Source organism: Arthrobacter terrae (assembly GCF_015708085.1).
GTDB classification, from domain to species: Bacteria; Actinomycetota; Actinomycetes; order Actinomycetales; family Micrococcaceae; genus Arthrobacter_M; species Arthrobacter_M terrae.
On sequence record NZ_JADNYM010000023.1, the window covers coordinates 66169 to 85248 of the forward strand.

At 60.5% G+C, this 19080-nt stretch carries 14 protein-coding genes; 11 read left to right on the top strand and 3 right to left on the bottom strand.

Translation table 11 applies throughout. From position 1 onward, the window contains the following. The first annotated feature begins 271 nt into the window (after positions 1–271). From IV500_RS16495 to IV500_RS16505, 3 genes are all read left to right on the top strand, one after another. Complete coding sequence (locus IV500_RS16495; protein ID WP_196397904.1) at positions 272–1225, top strand: methylenetetrahydrofolate reductase; 954 nt, start codon at positions 272–274, stop codon at positions 1223–1225. A gap of 70 nt (positions 1226–1295) precedes the next feature. Continuing rightward, entirely contained in the window at positions 1296–3674 is a 2379-nt protein-coding gene (metE, locus tag IV500_RS16500; RefSeq protein ID WP_196397905.1) for a 5-methyltetrahydropteroyltriglutamate--homocysteine S-methyltransferase, read from the top strand. 197 nt (positions 3675–3871) lie between these two features. Then, on the top strand, positions 3872–5272 hold the full coding sequence (locus tag IV500_RS16505) for an aldehyde dehydrogenase family protein (RefSeq protein WP_196397906.1): 1401 nt from the start codon (positions 3872–3874) through the stop codon (positions 5270–5272). A gap of 47 nt (positions 5273–5319) precedes the next feature. Here the strand turns inward: IV500_RS16505 and IV500_RS16510 are convergent, their stop codons facing one another. After that, positions 5320–6240 (bottom strand): LysR family transcriptional regulator, encoded by a 921-nt coding sequence (locus tag IV500_RS16510; protein WP_196397907.1) that lies wholly within the window; start codon positions 6238–6240, stop codon positions 5320–5322. 587 nt (positions 6241–6827) lie between these two features. Here IV500_RS16510 and nrdH point away from each other — a divergent pair. From nrdH to IV500_RS16535, 5 genes are all read left to right on the top strand, one after another. Then, positions 6828–7073, top strand: a complete 246-nt coding sequence (nrdH, locus tag IV500_RS16515; protein WP_196397908.1) for a glutaredoxin-like protein NrdH — start codon at positions 6828–6830, stop codon at positions 7071–7073. A 65-nt stretch (positions 7074–7138) separates the two neighbouring features. Then, the gene (gene nrdI / locus IV500_RS16520) at positions 7139–7708 is read left to right on the top strand and encodes a class Ib ribonucleoside-diphosphate reductase assembly flavoprotein NrdI (protein WP_196397909.1); all 570 of its coding nucleotides are present in this window, start codon (positions 7139–7141) and stop codon (positions 7706–7708) included. Between the two features lie 62 nt (positions 7709–7770). Further along, on the top strand, positions 7771–9891 hold the full coding sequence (nrdE, locus tag IV500_RS16525; RefSeq protein ID WP_196397925.1) for a class 1b ribonucleoside-diphosphate reductase subunit alpha: 2121 nt from the start codon (positions 7771–7773) through the stop codon (positions 9889–9891). A 96-nt stretch (positions 9892–9987) separates the two neighbouring features. Then, positions 9988–10962, top strand: a complete 975-nt coding sequence (gene nrdF, locus IV500_RS16530) for a class 1b ribonucleoside-diphosphate reductase subunit beta (protein WP_196397910.1) — start codon at positions 9988–9990, stop codon at positions 10960–10962. A 256-nt stretch (positions 10963–11218) separates the two neighbouring features. Continuing rightward, a complete protein-coding gene (locus tag IV500_RS16535) occupies positions 11219–13252 on the top strand; it encodes a hypothetical protein (protein ID WP_196397911.1) in 2034 nt (677 codons plus the stop codon). Positions 13253–13700: 448 nt separating this feature from the next. On the opposite strand, the gene IV500_RS16540 is transcribed toward IV500_RS16535, so the two are convergent. Both IV500_RS16540 and IV500_RS16545 read right to left on the bottom strand, forming a co-directional pair. After that, positions 13701–13844 carry a hypothetical protein gene (locus tag IV500_RS16540; RefSeq protein ID WP_196397912.1) on the bottom strand — a complete coding sequence of 48 codons (144 nt, stop codon included), beginning with the start codon at positions 13842–13844 and terminating at the stop codon, positions 13701–13703. Positions 13845–14142: 298 nt separating this feature from the next. After that, positions 14143–14526, bottom strand: a complete 384-nt coding sequence (locus IV500_RS16545; protein WP_196397913.1) for a hypothetical protein — start codon at positions 14524–14526, stop codon at positions 14143–14145. Here IV500_RS16545 and IV500_RS16550 point away from each other — a divergent pair. The 3 genes from IV500_RS16550 to IV500_RS16560 all read left to right on the top strand — a co-directional run bounded on the left by IV500_RS16550 (position 14519) and on the right by IV500_RS16560 (position 19054). After that, complete coding sequence (locus IV500_RS16550; RefSeq protein ID WP_196397914.1) at positions 14519–14785, top strand: restriction endonuclease; 267 nt, start codon at positions 14519–14521, stop codon at positions 14783–14785. The two genes, IV500_RS16545 and IV500_RS16550, sit on opposite strands and share 8 nt — an antisense overlap. 478 nt (positions 14786–15263) lie before the next feature. Further along, positions 15264–16673 (top strand): hypothetical protein, encoded by a 1410-nt coding sequence (locus IV500_RS16555; RefSeq protein WP_196397915.1) that lies wholly within the window; start codon positions 15264–15266, stop codon positions 16671–16673. Further along, positions 16670–19054 carry a phospholipase D-like domain-containing protein gene (locus IV500_RS16560; RefSeq protein ID WP_196397916.1) on the top strand — a complete coding sequence of 795 codons (2385 nt, stop codon included), beginning with the start codon at positions 16670–16672 and terminating at the stop codon, positions 19052–19054. The genes IV500_RS16555 and IV500_RS16560 overlap by 4 nt, the downstream gene beginning before the upstream one ends. Positions 19055–19080 lie beyond the last annotated feature (26 nt).

Below are 19080 nucleotides of genomic sequence, written 5' to 3' on the forward strand. Positions count from 1 at the left end.
CAGTGGCCACGGTGAAGCCCAACCTGGGAAAACCCGTCGAGTCGGAGGATGTGGGTGCCCCCATGTGGGCCTGACATTTGCACACAGAACCGCCGATCATTTCTCTGGGCTCGGACCCGGAGCCGGTGATGCCGGTCCAGCTGCGCGTCCAAGCGCGGCAGTGATCTGGATGGCGGTTCTGTCATTCCTTTTCCGACTACGTTCACGTCCGCACCGCAGTCCGCTAGCACGGCGGCGGCGGCCGTCAACGGCATCCAGCCAAGGGCAGCAAATGTCACCTCCAAGTCTTCTCCAGACCCATCCGACGACGATCGATACCGCGCCGATCGCCTTGTCCTACGAACTCTTTCCGCCTCGAACGCCCGCAGCGGCAGATAACCTGTGGACCACCGTCCGGGAATTGGAAAGCACCAATCCCGACTACGTCTCGGTCACCTACGGTGCCAGCGGGTCCAACCGGGATATCGCCGTCGGGCTTCTTAACCGGTTGCTCACCGAGACTACTCTGCGTCCGCTGGCACACCTGACGTGTGTGGATAATACCGTTGCGGATCTGGCAGCCATCGTCACCGACCTGCTCGATCACGGCGTGCGCGGTATTCTTGCCCTGCGCGGGGACCGGCTGCAGACTCCTGGCACCGTGCACCCACCGGGCTCCTTGACCTACGCCCAGGACCTAATCGAGTTGATTCGGCAGGTGGAGCAGCGCCGCACGGCATTGCTCTGCGCCGGGAAAGTGGCAATCGGCGTCGCGGCATATCCTGCCAAACATCCCGAATCGCCAAGCGCGGAGCACGATATTGAGGTGCTTTTGGCCAAACAACGCTCGGGAGCGGATTTCGCCATTACCCAGGTTTTCTTCCACCCGGCGGAATACTCGAATCTGCTGGCAAGGGCGCGGCGTGCCGGGGTGACCATCCCGCTCATTCCCGGCGTCATGCCGCTGATCAGCGTCCGACGGCTGCAGCGGCTCGGGACGCTGACCGGTGTCGATCCTTCACCGGATCTGATCCGATCGCTGGCGGGTGCGCAGGACGACGGCGAACGCCGCCGGATCGGCGTCCGGGCCACCGTTGATCTGGCCCGGGCCGCGTTGGATGCGGGCGCGCCCGGGATACATCTTTACACCTTCAATGAGCATGCCGCGGCGCTGGATGTACTCGATAAACTCCAGCTTCCGCGCCCGGCCCGACCCGGTCCGATGCGCTTGCAGCCCGCACTTTAACGACGGCCTGCACTGTAACGACTGCGCACTGTAACCACACTCACCTGACCCAAGATAGAGGACCTCAATCATGACTGCCAGCACTTCCACCAGCACTCTCACCTCCACCAGCACTCTCACTTCCACCAGCGCGCCCTCCACAACACCGGTGTTTCCCGCGGCATCGATTCTGGGCTACCCGAGGATCGGCCGCCGCCGGGAACTGAAGAAGGCCGTCGAGTCCTTCTGGGCCGGTACCATCGACGCACCGGCGCTCGAAAAAGCAGCTCAGGACCTCCGGCTGAGCACAGCCAAGCGACTGCAGGGCCTGGGGCTGACCGGGAACGGCGCCGTACCGGGCACGTTCTCCTACTACGACCAGGTGCTGGACGCCGCGGCTCATATCGGCGCTATACCCGCCCGGTTTGGTGCGCTGCTGGATGCGCAGGGGCAGCTGGATATCAGCGGCTATTTCACGCTGGCCCGCGGGACCGCCGAGCAGCAGCCGCTGGAAATGACCAAGTGGTTTGACACGAACTACCACTACCTGGTGCCCGAAATCGGACCGGAGACCGTCTTCTCGCTGACGTCCACCCGGATTGTCGAGGAATTCAGCCACGCACTGGCCAACGGCGTGCACACGCGTCCCTACCTTGTGGGTCCGGTGACGTTTTTGCTGCTGAGCAAAGCCTCCGACGAGGCGCCGAATGATTTTTCTCCGCTGAGCCGGTTGGCGGATATTTTGCCCGTCTACGCCGATCTGCTCGCCAGGCTGGCCGCTGCGGGAGCGGATTGGGTGCAGTTTGACGAGCCTGCGCTGGTGGTGGACCAGGTGACTCCTTTGCCGGAGGTTCAGGCAGCCGTGGCGGAAGCCTACGAATACCTGGCGGCGGTTCCGTCGCGGCCGGCGCTGTTCGTCAGCACGCCTTATGGCGCACTGGAGGGCCTGCTGCCCACGCTGGCGGCAACCGGAATCGACGCGCTTCACCTCGACGTATTCAAAGGTGAGGTGCCGGCTGCGGCAGATCTGGCAGCGCTTTCGGGTAAAACGCTAGTAGCCGGGCTGGTGGATGGGCACAATATCTGGCGCAATGACCTGGCATCCTCCGCTGCGAAACTGGACGAGCTGCGCAAAAGCGGGCTCACAGTGACGGTGTCGACGTCGACGTCGACGCAGCATGTTCCGCACGACGTCCAGGAAGAGACGCAGCTCAGCGCCGAGTTGCGCAGCTGGCTGGCGTTTGCGGACCAGAAGACCGCCGAGGTGGTCACCTTGTCGGGCCTGCTGACGGATTCGCCGTCGGTGCAGCCGGCCATCGACGAGGCGTCGGCCGTCATCGCTGCCCGCGCCGCCGCCGTCGGCGTGCACCGCACCGAGGTCCAGGCGCGGCTGTCCGCACTGACCAGCGCCGACTTCAGCCGGGATGCGTACGCCACGCGCGCCGCCGTGCAGGAAACGCAGCTGGCGCTCCCGACTCTTCCGACCACCACGATTGGCTCCTTTCCGCAGACCGGGGAGATCCGCGCCGCCCGCGCCCGGGCCAACAAGGGCGAGCTGACACAGCAGCAGTACCAGGGCCTGATGAAGGACGAAATCAGGCGCGTCGTGCAGCTGCAGGAAGAGCTTGGGTTGGACGTGCTGGTGCACGGTGAGCCGGAACGTAATGACATGGTGCAGTACTTCGCGGAAAACCTTGAAGGCTTCGACGTGACGGTGCACGGTTGGGTGCAGTCCTACGGCAGCCGTTGCACCCGGCCGTCCATTCTCTGGGGGGATGTGGTGCGCAGCCAGCCGATTACGGTGGAATGGGCCAGATTTGCCCAATCCCTGACCGGGAAGCCGATGAAGGGCATGCTCACCGGTCCTGTCACAATTCTGGCCTGGTCTTTCGTCCGGGATGACCAGCCACTGGGGGAGACGGCAAACCAGGTGGCGTTGGCGCTCCGGGACGAAATTGCAGACCTGGAATCAGCCGGAATCCGGATTATCCAAGTGGATGAGCCGGCGCTGCGTGAACTGCTGCCGCTACGCAAGGCTGACCAGGCCCGGTACCTGGACTGGTCTGTAAATTCTTTCCGCCTCGCGACGTCGGGGGCGGGGAACGGAACGCAGATTCACACGCACTTGTGCTACTCCGAATTCGGTGTGGTCATCGATGCCATCGACTCCCTGGATGCGGATGTGACCTCCATTGAGGCGGCGCGCTCGCGGATGGAAGTGGTTCATGACCTGGAAAACCACGGCTTTGGCCGTGGCGTGGGACCGGGAGTCTACGATATCCATTCTCCGCGGGTACCCGGCCGCGCCGAAGTGGCACAGCTGCTGGAAACTGCCGTACAGCATGTGCCTGCGCGGCAGCTCTGGGTTAACCCGGACTGCGGGCTGAAGACCCGAGGATACGCCGAGACAGAAGAGTCGCTGCGTAACCTGGTTGATGCGGCCCGGGAAGTGCGGGCGCAGCTGGCCTGAGCCGGCAAGGACCTGAGCCAGCAATGAGTGGTCACTATCTGCCGGAGTAGCCGCAGCCGGAGTAGCCGCAGTCATAGCGGCAGATAGTGACCGTTCGTTGGACGGATGGGTGGCGGGCGCCAGCCGGGCGCCACCGAGTGCAGTGGGAATGGCAGCAGTATGGTTCGGCGCTTGTTACCCGGGAGTAGATTTGTGACATGACTGAGGACTTTTCCGCGGATATCACCGCCCAGGCTGCCGATGCCCGTGCCGCGTTTGACTCCGGTGTGTCCCGGCCCATCTCTTGGCGGGTGGAACGGCTGAAAGCGGTACAGCAGATGCTAACCGAGCGGGGTGACGAATTCGCGGCCGCGCTCCAACAGGATCTTGGCAAGCATCCAAGCGAGGCATGGCTGACAGAAATCGGCTTTGTCACGGCGGAAATTACGCACACGTTGAAGAATCTGCAGCGCTGGCTGGCACCGGAACGTGCCAGCGTGCCCGTCTCGCTCCAGCCGGCGAACGCGCGGATTATCCGGGAGCCGCTCGGAGTTGTACTGATCATTGCGCCCTGGAACTATCCGGTACAGCTACTGCTGGCTCCAATGGTGGGAGCGCTCGCGGCCGGGAATACCGTGGTGGTCAAGCCCAGCGAACTGGCTCCCGCGACCTCAGCTGCGATGCAGCGTTGGATCCCGCAATACCTGGACGGCGCCGTATTCGTGGTGCAAGGAGGGGTGGAAGAAACCACAACCCTGCTGGGCGAGCGGTTTGACCATATTTTCTATACCGGTAACGGCACCGTGGGACGCATTGTCATGCGTGCCGCCGCGGAAAATCTGACGCCGGTAACCTTGGAACTGGGCGGAAAATCACCTGTCTATGTCGATGATTCGGCGGACCTGCCTGCCACTGCGATGCGTTTGGCGTGGGGAAAATTCCTGAACGCCGGGCAGACGTGCGTGGCGCCTGACTATGTCTTGGCCTCGCGGACGGTAGTGGCGGAACTGGCGCGGCTGCTGCCGGAGGCTATTGGTCGGCTGTACGGGACCAACCCGCGCAGCAGCAAGGAATACGGCCGGATTGTCAATGACAAGCACTTCCAACGCCTGACAGGTCTGCTGGACGCGGCTGATGTTGTCACAGGCGGCGAACACGACGCGGCAAGCCGATATCTGGCACCGACGGTGGTCCGGGCGGATTCGGGCTCGGCCCTGATGCAGGAGGAGATCTTTGGCCCCGTGCTTCCGCTTGTGGAGATTGATGGAACGGATGCGGCCATAAAATTCATCAATCGCCGCGACAAACCGCTGGCCTTGTACGTCTTTACAGCGCGGGCAAAGACCAAAGCGAAATTTGCTGAGCAAACTTCATCAGGTGCCTTGTGCTTTGGCATTCCGGCTGCGCATTTGCTGGTGCCCGGGCTGCCTTTCGGCGGAGTCGGGGCAAGTGGCATGGGTGGATACCACGGACGATTTTCCATCGAGACTTTCTCGCATCGGAAGGCGGTGCTGGATAAACCCCTTAGGCCGGACACCATGAGACTGGTTTACCCACCCTTTAGCGCGCTGAAGAACCTGATCATTAGGAAGGTGATTGCGCCGGCCGGCAGGGGATAGCAGGGAGGTGTAGCCGGCCGGACACGGGCGGGCTGCGGGCAGTCCGGTCAGTATTGTGGGTTCCGGCCCATCCGGTGCAGAATCCCGGAGAGCAGATCCACGAACACTCCTACTTGTGCCGTCTGCTTTTCGTTGAGCAGTAGTGCAAAGATGTTTCGGGCCAGCCGGATTTCCGGCACATCCAATACCACGATGCCCGCTGGTTTCTCGCGCAGGGCCAGCTCCGGGACAAGAGCAGCGCCGAGACCGGCAGCAGCCAATTGCAGACTGGCATTGAAATCGTCGCTGTAAACGGCAACCGTAGGGTGCAGGTTGCAGCTGGCAAACAGCCTTTCGATTACGGACGCGTCGCTGGTACCCGGATGGTGCATGATCCAAGGCATATCCGACAGCTGGGACGCCGCCATCTGCGCCCCGGCGCGGATACCCCAGGCCTCCGGCAGGACAACGCGGAAGTTGTCGTCTCCGATCCACTGCCGATTGATCGTGTGCGGCCAGGCCAAACCTCCCTGCCCCACCTGATAAATCAGCGCTACGTCCAATTCCCCGCCGGTCCGCAACCCGGCAATTGTGGCAGCCGGCTCGGCCACGGATACCTTCAAGTTGATCCCCAGATCGTGCCATGCGGGTCTGGCCAGCAGCACCGGAAGTACATGACTGGCCAGCGACGGGAAGATTCCCAGCCGAAGTTCCTGCGTCGTGGTGGCATGGGTCCGCGCGCTGGCGGCCAGCAGCGCGTCAATGTCCGTGAGCACCTTGGCGGCATGCCGGTTCATCACAATGGCGGCCTCCGTGGGGAGCACGCTGCGGGCGGAACGCTGAAAGAGGACGACACCGGTATCGCGTTCGAGGGCGGACATCTGCTGCGACACTGCCGAGGCCGTGTAGCCGAGCCGACTGGCCGCGGCCGCGAACGAACCCAGGCGCGTGACTTCCAGCAGCGTGCGAAGATGGATCGGATTGACCATAAGCGTTCCTTTCCCAGAGCAGAGCTTAGCAACAGCAAGACTCTATCCGCTTGAAGGTCATTCTGCGGGCACTAAGGCTATTGGTACAGCCTTGCCGAGGAGGAAACTGGGGTTTTCCGACAGCCGACGACTCCTGTGTGCGGAATCTGAAGTGCCCCAACTGAGTAGCACTTGAGGCACGCAAAACACGAGATGAGTGCCGCAAGTGCTACCCAGTTGGGCTGCGGGACACGAGCGGGCGACACGCCGGACCGCGGGCAACACGCCCGCGTTTTTTTGTTGCTAAGTACTCCACAGGCTGTGGACATAGCGGTCGGCAGAGCCGGGATTCCGCCGATTTTTTCAACCCAGCCTGTGGATGACCGGTGCATAAAATGACATACTTGTAATACATCATCTAGGGGTCGTTCCCAGCAGTGTGCACTACATGTAGTATTGAAATACAGAAACAAGCACCACGGCTTCTAGTAGCCGGGACGCTGGCGAAGCCGGTTTACAGCCGTCTGACGCAACAAGGTACCTAAGATTCGGGTACCAGCACAAGCAGGTGCCCCAGTGGCACCGCGAAGTAAAAGGGGACAGGGAAAATGACCGTTACGGTCTACACCAAGCCGGCCTGCGTTCAGTGCAACGCCACCTACCGCGCTTTGGACAAAAAGGGCATCACGTACCAGAGCGTGGACATTTCCCAGGACCCGGAAGCCCTGGAGCGTCTTCGTGCACTGGGCTACATGCAAGCTCCCGTCGTGATCACCGATCAGGATCACTGGTCCGGATTCCGTCCGGACAAGATCGCTGAACTGGGAACCGCAGCGGTATCGGTAGCCTCCTGATTTCATCTCATCATTTTGACAGCTCGGCTTGTCTCAACAGCTCGGCAGGGCACTAAGCGGCGGTAATGCAGTCTGTGGAAGCAGTACACGAAGACCGGACGACAACGCACCGGACGACGACGGCGCACCGGCTGCCGCCGCCGTCGTCCGAGGTCGGGTCGTCAGGTGTCGGGTCGTCAGTATCGTTCGGCGTCCCACTGCTTGGCTTGCGGAACACGGACAGCGCGCTCATTTACTTCTCGTCCGTCTCGGACAACACGCACCGCTTCGTGCAGAAACTAGGGGTGGATTCGGCGCGGATTCCGCTGTACACCTCCGAAGAAACACTGCTGGCAAACCAACCGTACGTACTGGTTTTACCAACCTACGGCGGCGAAACCGGCCACGGTGCGGTGCCCAAGCAGGTCATTAAGTTTTTGAATGTGGAGCAGAACAGATCACTGATCCGCGGCGTCGTCGGCGCGGGGAATACCAATTTCGGGGAAACCTACTGCCTTGCCGGTGACATTGTTGCCGCCAAATGTAGGGTTCCCCTGCTATATCGCTTCGAGCTTATGGGAACGTCTCGCGACGTTGACCGGGTCAACCAAGGATTGGATACGTTTTGGACACAACTGTCGCAGCACCGGCCGTAACCGGCACCCACACCGGCACCTCCCACACGGGAACCATCGACGCCGGCACAAAGGACGCGGGCATGCCCGCCGCGTTCAAGGGGCTCGGATATCACGAGCTCAACGCCATGCTGAACCTCTACGGTCCCAACGGCGAGATCCAGTTTGCGGCCGACCGCGAGGCAGCGCACCAGTACTTCCTGCAGCACGTGAACAACAACACCGTGTTCTTCCATGACCTGGAGGAAAAGCTGGATTACCTGGTCAAGAACGAGTACTACGAGCGCGAGACGCTTGACCAGTACACGATGAACTTCATCCGCGAGCTGTATCAGCGCGCCTACAAGAAGAAGTTCCGCTTCGAGACCTTTCTGGGCGCCTTCAAGTTTTACACCTCCTACACGCTCAAAACCTTCGACGGCAAGCGCTTCCTGGAGCGCTACGAGGACCGGGTCTGCATGGTTGCCCTGCACCTGGCCCGCGGCGACGAAGAGCTGGCCACCAAGCTGATGGACGAAATCATCGAGGGCCGGTTCCAGCCCGCCACCCCCACGTTCCTCAACGCGGGTAAGGCCCAGCGCGGCGAGCTGGTCTCCTGCTTCCTGCTGCGCATCGAAGACAATATGGAATCAATCGGCCGGTCCATTAACTCCGCCCTGCAGCTGTCCAAGCGCGGCGGCGGCGTGGCCTTCGCGCTGACCAACATCCGCGAGGTGGGCGCACCGATCAAGCAGATTGAGAACCAGTCCTCCGGCGTCATCCCCGTGATGAAGCTGCTTGAGGACAGCTTCTCCTACGCCAACCAGCTAGGCGCCAGGCAGGGCGCAGGTGCGGTGTACCTGCACGCCCACCACCCGGACATCAATCGCTTCCTTGACACCAAGCGTGAGAACGCCGATGAGAAGATCCGGATCAAGACGCTGTCCCTGGGCGTGGTGGTCCCGGATATCACCTTCGAGCTGGCCAAGCGCGACGAGGATATGTACCTGTTCTCCCCGTACGACGTCGAAAACGTCTACGGCATGCCCTTCTCCGACATCAACGTCACCGAGAAGTACTACGAGATGGTCGATGACGCCCGGATTAAGAAGACCAAGATCAAGGCCCGCGAATTCTTCCAGACCCTCGCGGAGATCCAGTTCGAATCCGGTTACCCCTACATCATGTTTGAGGACACGGTAAACCGGGCCAACCCTATTGACGGCAAGATCATTATGAGCAATCTGTGCTCCGAGATCCTGCAGGTCTCCGCCCCCACGGTCTACAACGACGACCTCTCCTACGCCGAGACCGGCAAGGACATCTCCTGCAACCTCGGCTCGCTGAACATCGCCAAGACCATGGATTCCCCGGACTTCGGCAGCACCATCGAAACGTCCATCCGGGCGCTCTCCGCCGTGTCCGTGATGTCCAACATCACCTCGGTGCCGTCCATCGCCAAGGGCAACGAGCAGTCCCACGCCATTGGGCTGGGCCAGATGAACCTGCACGGCTACCTGGCCCGGGAGCGCGTGCACTACGGCTCTGCAGAGGGCCTGGACTTCACCAACATCTACTTCTACACCGTGGTTTACCACGCCATCCGGGCCTCCAACCTGCTGGCCATTGAGACCGGCGAAACCTTTGGCGGCTTCGAGAAGTCCAAGTACGCCACCGGCGAGTTCTTCGACAAGTACGTCAATGAGGAATGGGTTCCGAAGACGGCCCGCGTGGCCGAACTCTTCGAGGCTACGCACATCCCCACCCAGGATGACTGGCGGGAGCTGAAGGCCTCCGTCATGGAGCATGGCATCTTCAACCAAAACCTGCAGGCCGTCCCGCCCACCGGTTCGATCAGCTACATCAACAACTCAACTTCCTCGATCCACCCCGTGGCGTCCAAGATTGAGATCCGCAAGGAAGGCAAGATCGGCCGCGTCTACTACCCGGCCCCTTACCTGACCAACGACAACCTGGAGTACTACCAGGACGCGTACGAGCTCGGCTACGAGAAGATCATCGACACCTACGCCGTTGCCACGCAGCACGTGGATCAGGGCCTGTCGCTGACGCTGTTCTTCAAGGACACCGCCACCACCCGCGACATCAACAAGGCGCAGATCTACGCCTGGCGCAAGGGCATCAAGACCATCTACTACATCCGTCTCCGTCAGCTGGCGCTGGAAGGGACGGAGGTGGAGGGCTGTGTCAGCTGTATGTTGTAGGACGTCCTACGTCATGTGCAGCATAAGCTAAGGGCCGACGACGGCGCAAGCCGCCTCCCGTCGTCGGCCTCCAGTTACGTTTAGAGAGAAGGAACGATGACTCAGCGAGTCAAACTGATCAGCCATGTTGAGGCCATCAACTGGAACCGGATTCAGGACGAAAAGGACGTTGAAGTCTGGAACCGCCTGACCAACAATTTCTGGCTGCCGGAAAAGGTGCCGCTGTCCAATGACATTCAGTCCTGGGCCACCCTAACCCCGGACGAGCAGCAGTTGACCATGCGCGTCTTCACCGGGCTGACGCTGCTGGACACCATCCAGGGAACCGTGGGCGCCGTCAGCCTGATCCCCGATGCGCTGACCCCGCACGAGGAAGCCGTCTACACGAACATCGCGTTCATGGAATCCGTGCACGCCAAGAGTTATTCGTCCATCTTCTCCACGCTCTGCTCCACCAAAGAGATCGACGACGCCTTCCGCTGGTCCACCGAAAATGAGTACCTTCAGAAGAAGGCTCACATCGTAATGGACTACTACGCAGGAGATGACCCGCTCAAACGCAAGGTGGCCAGCACCTTGCTGGAATCCTTTTTGTTCTACTCCGGCTTCTACCTTCCGATGTACTGGTCCTCCCGGGCCAAGCTGACCAACACCGCGGACATGATCCGGCTGATCATCCGCGATGAAGCCGTGCACGGCTACTACATCGGCTACAAATTCCAGCGTGGGCTGGAGAAGGTCTCCGAAGCCAAACGCCAGGAGCTCAAGGACTACACGTTCGAGCTGATGTACGAGCTGTACGAAAACGAAGTCCACTACACGCACGATCTGTACGACGCCGTGGGCCTGGCCGAGGACGTCAAGAAGTTCCTGCACTACAACGCCAACAAGGCGCTGATGAACCTGGGCTATGAGGCCATGTTCCCGGCCGCGGTCACGGATGTGAACCCGGCGATCCTCTCCGCGCTGTCCCCGAACGCGGATGAGAACCACGACTTCTTCTCGGGCTCCGGGTCCTCCTATGTGATCGGCAAGGCTGTGAACACGGAGGACGACGACTGGGACTTCTAGGAGTTGTGAGATCGGAGGCTAGTTGGCGGTTTGACCGTTAGTTGGCGAAACGGGACTGGAAAGTTGGCGAAGACTGGCCTTGTTGGCGGTTGGGCCGCTAGCTGGTTATGAATGACTGAAATGGTGGCGAAGTCCGGCCAATTGGCGGCTCGTGCTGCTCGCTCGTCCTAGGCTGTTCAAAGAAGGTTGGAAAACGCATGTGCCGCTACTGGGGAAGTTTCGCCACTCGCGACGTGGCTGTGAAGTGAATGCCACGATGACGACCAGCAACGCCCTACTTGCTAGCCTGGCCATAATCAAGGCTAACTGGGACTACTCCCAAGAAAGCTACGTCGACAATTTTCTGCCCTTCTTCCTAGATGCAGTAAAGAGCGCTGAAGGTCCGATGTCGGCTCCTGCTGCCAAAGTTCACATCAGGGAGCGATTTGGAATCGATATACCGGAGGGTGTTCTCGCTACTCTGAGCCGCCGAGCTGTCCACAAGAACTATGGAAGGCGTGAAAACGGCAGCTTCATTGCTGATCCTTCGAAGCTCGCCGACCTTCGGGACCTGGGTCGTCAGAAGGCCGACTATTTGCGAAAACAGTCCGCACTCGTAAATGAACTCGTAAAGTATTCGGCCGATCGGTTCAATCGGACCCTAAGCATCGAGGACGCGGAGGATGCACTCCTAAATCACATAGAGGAACACTCGGTCCCTATTCTCGGCTCGGTCATGAACGGGGCGCCGTACGATGCTCGACCTGCCTCCCGATCCAGCCCCGACACTGAATATGTCGTCAACTCATTCATCAGTGAAGTGGTGAGCAGCATGCCGGCGTCTTTCGATCACCTGGAAACCGTCGTGAAGGGGAGCATGCTCGCAGTGTCCCTCTACCTCCCTAATAACAGCGAACTCGGCAAGCGCTTCGACCGCACAAGCTTGTATCTCGATGCCCCTGTCCTGTTGAAGGCGCTGGGCTATGAGGGGGATGAGGCAAGAGCTGCTGCAAAAGACCTCTTAGCCCTATCGCGATCTGCCGGGGCTGAACTCGCTTGCTTCGAGCATAGTGTGAGCGAGGTTAGGGGGATCCTCGACAGGTCTGCTGGAAAAGCTTTGCACGGAGGATTTAACGGTGCCCATCGCAGGGCAACTGATGCCTATTTCGCCAGCGAAGGACTGAGCGCGAGTGACATTCTGTTGCTGTCGCAGCGCCTGGAGGAGGATGTGGCTGCTCTGGGAATATCCATCCAGGAACGACCCGCACCTTCTAGGGACCTAACGATAGATGAGCTGGCCCTGGAAGAAGTCATGGAATCCAACATCACCTATTCAAGTCGTGACACGCTTTTGAATGATTTGGACAGTCTCACCGCCATTCATCGTCTCCGCGGCGGCCGCAGTAGTTCCCGATTGGAAACTTGTCGGGCTCTTTTGGTCACCACTAACGGAGGCTTGACCCGCGTTGGTCGCTCGTTCTTCGTGAAAGAGGGCGACCATGGCTGGCCGCCGGCGCTGACCGATCACCACCTCGCGACTCTCGTCTGGCTCAAGAAACCGCAAGCCGCACCCAGCCTGCCGCGGCGTCAGATTCTTGCCGACTGTTTCGCGGCGCTTGAACCGGGGGGACGCGTTTGGGATCGATACCTGGAGGAAATCAACCGGCTGGGAAGCCGAGGTAGGGCATCCGAGAATGACCTAATGCTGCTTCGCTACTCAACTGAAGCTCAGCGAAGTCTCATGGATCGAACCATGGGAGATCCCGACCAGGTTACGGCTGAAACAGTCGTCGAGATACTGGACAAGGTTAAAGCAAATATTCTCTCTCCTGCAGAACATGAACGTGACGCTGCTTTCGCGGCAGCAAGTAAGACTCGGGCTGCGCTCGACGACGCGGAAGAGTCTCTGCGAGACAGGGAAACTTCCTTGGCAGCTGAACAAGCGGCAAAGTTAGCGGCAGAGGACCGTTCCACGACGTTGGAAGCTAGGCTAGCAAGGCTGGAGACCGCTGCAAATAATCTGCGCGAGGCAGCTACCGCAAAGTCGAAAGGACGGGCGGCCCTTGCATATCGGTTGGTCCTCATCTTCTGTGGTGCGGTGCTCCTTTACGCCGTCGCCGCTACATTCTTGCCTGACGGCGTTTTCCCGGGCTGGGGTAAGCCCGCAGTCCCGTACTGCTTCGCGTTTTCGACTTTGGGGGCATCCGCAACTTTGATGTGGGGCGGCAGCATCCAGGGAACGGCAGGTTACCTCAGGCGCGTTCTCGAGAAGCAACTCGAAAAGAGGTACCTCGGTAAGCTGGGTGGGTAAGTCCAGCCAAGTCCTCGGTCGTCAAAAACAGGGGCTTCGCTTTTAAGCGCAGGGCACGCTGTGAGATTCGGTCCTAGTACACCTCCTCAGAAAGCTTGTTTGCCCTGGGGCTTTCGACGGGCAGGTCCAGCGTGTTCTGGACGTGCGGGCCTATTGTCTGTCTAATTCGCGACCCGGTTCGGAGACGACCTAGCCTCGATTCACCGAGGCGGAGGGGTGTCGCCGGAGTCCGTGGATCTGGATGAAACAATCATTGAGATTACGGCCAGCAAGGCGCCGGGTTCGGTTACTCCGGCATCCCGGCACCCAGAGGCGCGGCGGAGATCGCCGCCGACGCCCTCGCGGCATTACGCCGTCTCCGTCTCCGTGTCGGTGCCGGTCGTGAAGGCCGCGATGTATCAGGTTGAACAGGAGCGCCGTTCGCGACTGATGAAACGAGTCTGGGCCTCTACACAGCCCAGGTTCTTTCGCCCTTCTTGAGTTCGTCGACGACAAACTGAACATTTCCCAGGTCCTTGAACGGGCTGGACTTTGCCAAATCAGCGATCTTCTCGAGAACACTGGATGCGAGCTGGGCGTCCTGCTTCTTCATCGCATCGTCGAGAGAGTCGAAGAGTCGTCGGAAAGTCCCCCTGCGTTCATCGAATGTGAGGTCAAGTCCCCTAATTAGGACGTCTCGTTGAGCGATAATGCTTTCGCGCTGGGTCGCCTACCAGGCGTGGATCTCCTCACGCCTTGTAGCCTCCCCCTGAACTGCCTTGACCCACGTTGCGATTGCGGTAATGACTTGAGTGGCAAGCTGTCCGAGGTAAAGGTGGTTGCCTGAGACGCCGAGCAACCCTTTCGTATCTATGCCGAGGGAGGTTTGTCGGGGACGCGCTTGGAGGTTGTCATGAGTATTTCTCCACGATCTTGACGGAAATGTCGGTCGGATCGCCGGTTTCGGGATCGGTGACAGGGGTATCGATTACTTCGGCAATCGCGATGATGAGTTGGTAGGCGTTCAGGAACAACCGACCGTGTTCGGCGGGGTCAAAGTCCTGGAGCTCGAGCTCGTCAAGCGCTTCCTCCCCAAGCGAAACAAGCCGCGACAGGACCGTTTGGAGTTCGGTGATGCGCGTCCTCACCGCGACGAGTCGTTCGCGGGCTGTCTCCATGTGCTCGATGGAGATGTTGATCTCCGAGGCATACTTCACGGCCTTGGTCTTTTCCTTGGCTCCCAGAACTCTGACCGTGAGACCGGCGATGAGGACACCCGGTGCAAACATGATCATGTTGAGCACTAGAGCGCCGGCGGCCATGCCGCCCCCGCCGGCCGCAAGCGTACCGCCGAAAGGCATCCTGCTTACCACCTCGGAGTTCACCGACGGTGCCAAGACTGAGGCCCCGAAAGCCCGCCATAAACACATCATTCTTATCGACGGCCGCCAACTCGCAAGCCTCATGGTCCAGCACAACATCGGGGTCGAAGTTGACCAGCTAGTAGAGATCAAGCGCATCGACGGCGCCTTTTTCACCTTCGACGAAGAGTGAACGGGCGTCGGACACAGCTACTGGCCGCGATGCGGCCGTGAAGGTGAGGGCGATGATGACAGCGTCTACCCCGACGCCGAAGCAAACTACCGCATCCCCATAACCAGGCGTCCTTCGCGGCGCAAGTCAGGGCGCCGGAATCGGTATCGAAGCGGATCCCCGCGTATTCGGTCCTGACTCGCTAAGGGCGGCGTGCCGCTCAGCCTGGGGCGCGTGCGCCCGCTACCGTGGCCCCATGACGACACTTAGAAGGCGGCCCGATTGAGTTGGCTTGGCGAGCCGCGCCACGGGTCAGTTCGGGGGAGAGCGGCGGCAACACCGGAAAACTTGACGAAGAAGATGCATGCGCCGGCCCAGTTCGCGAACAGAACCAGCTTCACGCTCAGGAGATTGAGTGAGTAGCGACGCTCCACGGTGGTCGGGACGAGACGACGGCTTGTACACCGGAAGGTTCCCGCTTGCGGTCGAAGGTTACCCGATGCGTCGGGTAGAAGAATTGCTGCCCGGCGTCACAACGGTGACACCGCATGCGCGCTATTATTCGTTGCATGCCTTCGTGGCGACGGCGTTGTCCTCGCACGGGGATCTGGACCCGGTGGATACCTTGCGGCGTTGCGAGGTCGTATTCGGGGCCATCTCGATTCTCCACGCTCGCCGATTTCCGGAACAGCATCGTGGCATGTCGCAGGCCCACGGCCATGACATCATTTCGGCTTCGATGCGGGACGGCGAATTGAATGTTGCAGCGCTTGCCGCGTCCGGCTCATATGCCCAGGCGACGCGGGGGTTTCTGGGACCTTACCTGGCTAGTGAGCGTTTGCTCGGGTTGGTTACTGCAGGGGGCGAGCTGATGTCCCCCGGCCCCAAGTCAGATGAACGGGGGCTGAAGCTCGCGTTCGACGGCCTTCTCGACCTCGCCAAAATGGACTCCATCCCCTGCAACATCCTGGAGGGGTACTCAAGCCTTTGCCTTTGCGGTCAGCACGCAATTGAACGCACGTGGTTGCGGTCGGTCATGTTCCCAACCCAGTTCCTGGGGGACGTCGGCACCCGTAGCCGCCGGACACAGACAGCCCTCATGCTCTGCCGGCTCATAGAAATGTACGAGCCCGATAATTTGTCAATAGAACTGAGCCGAAAGCTCATCGCCGACTCAAGAACCTACGCGGATGGTCAACTGCGGGAATTGGAGATCCTTCCTGCATGGCGAGGGGTCGTCCTGAGGCGCTGGTATACGTGGGCATGGCGGGACCTCTGGCGCTGGCTTGTTAACACGCAAATGACGGGAGCTGTCCCCATCGCTCAGCTGCAAAGTGCACTATCTGAGCAGCTACCAGATAAAAAGCTCTCAAGCTTTCGTGAAGAACTTCCCGACGGTGTGGAAGCAGGCAGGCTCGTCGACGCCGAGTACGATCCGGAAATCTGCTTAATGGAAACCGGCTCGCAGAACCTGGCGTGGCTCATGATCGGAGCCGGCCGTGTCGGCCAGCTCTCCGAGCACGTGGCACCATATTTCGAAAGCACCAAACGCGAACGAGGAAACTACGAACTGACCCCCTCATGGTTGAGGGACTTCCTGAGCCAGCGGAACGATCAATCGGTGCGTGATGTCGCATTCGAGCTCACGGGCGTGCTCCTCGCCCGTTCCCAACGCGTCGCCATGAGCAAGTCATCCTTTACCAACGGGCGATGGCGTGTTCCCACCAGGCTCACAGTGCGGGATGGCTATGCCTTCCGGGAATCCAATGAAGGAGGGGGCCCGGTGTCCCTGCGGTGGGATCAACTCACCCAAGTCATGAGTGGTCTTGGCATGGTCAGGCGTGTTCCCGGTGACACAAGTGGAGCGGCCGAGCGCTGGACCCTTACACGGAACGGCCGCGACCAGTGAGCTCAGTGGCAGCCCCGTTGAATGTACCGGCACTATTCCATGAAATGGAGGCGAGCGGTGACTGGGATGTCGAAGAGGCGCTTTTTCTGACTTTCAACGCGGACGTCGCGTTCCTGGAACGAGGCGTCCTGGGGCTTTGCCAGTCAATGGGGGCACGGGTCACAGTCATTGCGGACGCCAGGATGTGGCACCCCGATCCGCTTGCCATGAAAGGCGCAGGCACCGAGTACCTCGTTGGTCTTGCGTCGCATAGCGGCGCTTTTCACCCGAAACTAACCCTTCTTGTGAGCGAGGACCGGGTGTTAGCACTGATTGGGTCAGGGAATCTGACGATGGGAGGGTGGCAGCACAACTCGGAACTGTGGAATGCGCTTCGCGCCGAGGACGGGCAAGCACCGCAGGCCCTTTTCGACTTAGCTGAATGGCTTGAACTACTGCCTGGCAGTGTGCGTCTCGCGTCGGACCATGGTGCCGCACTGAACCGGGTCGCTGTCAGGCTGCGCGCCACGCTGGAACGCTTCACTCCCGTTGATGACGGGGCCCAACTCGTCACCAACCTCGACCGATCTTTCCTGTCACAGCTGCCAGATGGACCGGTCGATGAGTTGACGTTGTACGCGCCCTTTATTGACGAACACGCGAGTGCGGTCAGGGCCCTGGTAGAACACTTCCCGACCCCAAAGCTCACCCTTGTTGTCCAACCTGGACTGACCGTGGTCGACCCCCAGGCCCTGGCCAGGGTCCTGAGGGGCCAGACGGGCCTGACCATAGTGGCCGATACCTCAGGTCGGTACCGCCATGCGAAATTAGTGGAATGGCGTCGGGGGACACATCGGCAGGTGCTGACAGGCAGCGCCAATCTGTCGGCCGCAGCCATGCTTAACACCGTAAGGCGCGGTGGAAACGTGGAACTCGGGATCCTCACAAACATTGACGAACCGTTGTGTCCCGAGCCCGGGCTTGACCCGAACCATTGGGAGGAGCTGGATAGCATCACAGATATTCCGGCCCTACGGATCGGGACGCAGGATCCAGAGGCAACCGGGCTCGCTGTGCCCCAGCTGCTTAGCGCGGTGCTGTCCGGGAATGAATTGAAGATCGAGCTCGCCTATCCGGTCTCATTCGCGGTCGCGCTCGAATACACCAATAACCCGGTCACTGATCCGTGGAAACGCGTCGGCACGGTGATCGCGGGGCGCAGCACCGCTTCGTTTCCCACAGACCAGCTGGGGCACGATGCGGTTCCGTTGCTCCGACTCAACTGGGCGGGTGACGACGAGACGATCCTGGCACGAGGGCCGGCCGTGCCGGCTTCCGTGCCGGAACGGCTCAGAGCGCGTCCGTCAGCGGGGCGCGCAACCGGTGGCCTGCGGATCAAGTCGCGAGACGATCTTCTCGGAGTAGATCTGCGCTATCTCGACGCATTCGCCAGCCAGCTCTCAAAAATCCACGAAGATGTCACCGCCCTCAAGATTCCGTCCACCCGGCGCAATGGCAGCGGCACAGCATCGGCTGGTGCACGCGACGCCGAATTTGAAGAGGAACCAGCCGCATTCCTGTGGGAACTTGAGCAAACTGCGCAGCACCTTCACGGTCCCGTCTTTTCAGGCTTCGCCCTCGGCCTACCAACACCGGTGCAGACGACAGGGTGGGAGAACTTCGATTCGAGCGAAACCGGGGACCTCGACGCCGACGCCGCCGTGTACGGTGAGGACCAGGTCGCACCGCCCACTGACAATCCCGAGCCGGTTGAACCAATAATACATGCAGCCGACCCGGACAGGATCAAGAAGGCCAGACGTGACCGGGTCAGGGCGTTTGCCACAATGCCCGGCCGACTCAGCACAGTCTCCTACCTCGGCCTTGCGCGCCTGGCGCTGTGTTTCTATTGCGCGGGGGACTGGAAAGAACATGACCCCGAACCCATAAGGCTCGTCACCTCGTTCCTGACCAAGGCTCTTGACCATGCAGACAATTCTGGCATGGGCGACGAGGCGAAAGCACTGGCCGCCGTCGCTCTGACCTGCGTGCGGCGCAGAGTCGATAACACGGCAACGTCGCCGGCCACCCAGGAAGCGAAAAGGCTGCACGATAGATGCAGAGACCTCGACCTGGGTACTGTCCCGTTTCCACTTGTGACCGAATATACCCAATGCCTCTCCGCGCCCGGCGGCCGACCTCTGGAAACCGCCGATGTTTATGATGAGCTCCAGACGTTCTCCGAACACCCTCAGCTGGACGCTGTGATCATGGCGGCGGACGGCCACGGATATGAGGCCGAGGTGCTGGGGCCAACTAGCCTCAGGACTCCGGATATAGCGGCTGACTGGTTTGGCGGTTCCTTGATTTCCCGGGGTTTCCAGTGGCTTGGTGGCTGTTAATTTTGCTCATTTTCCGATATAATTAA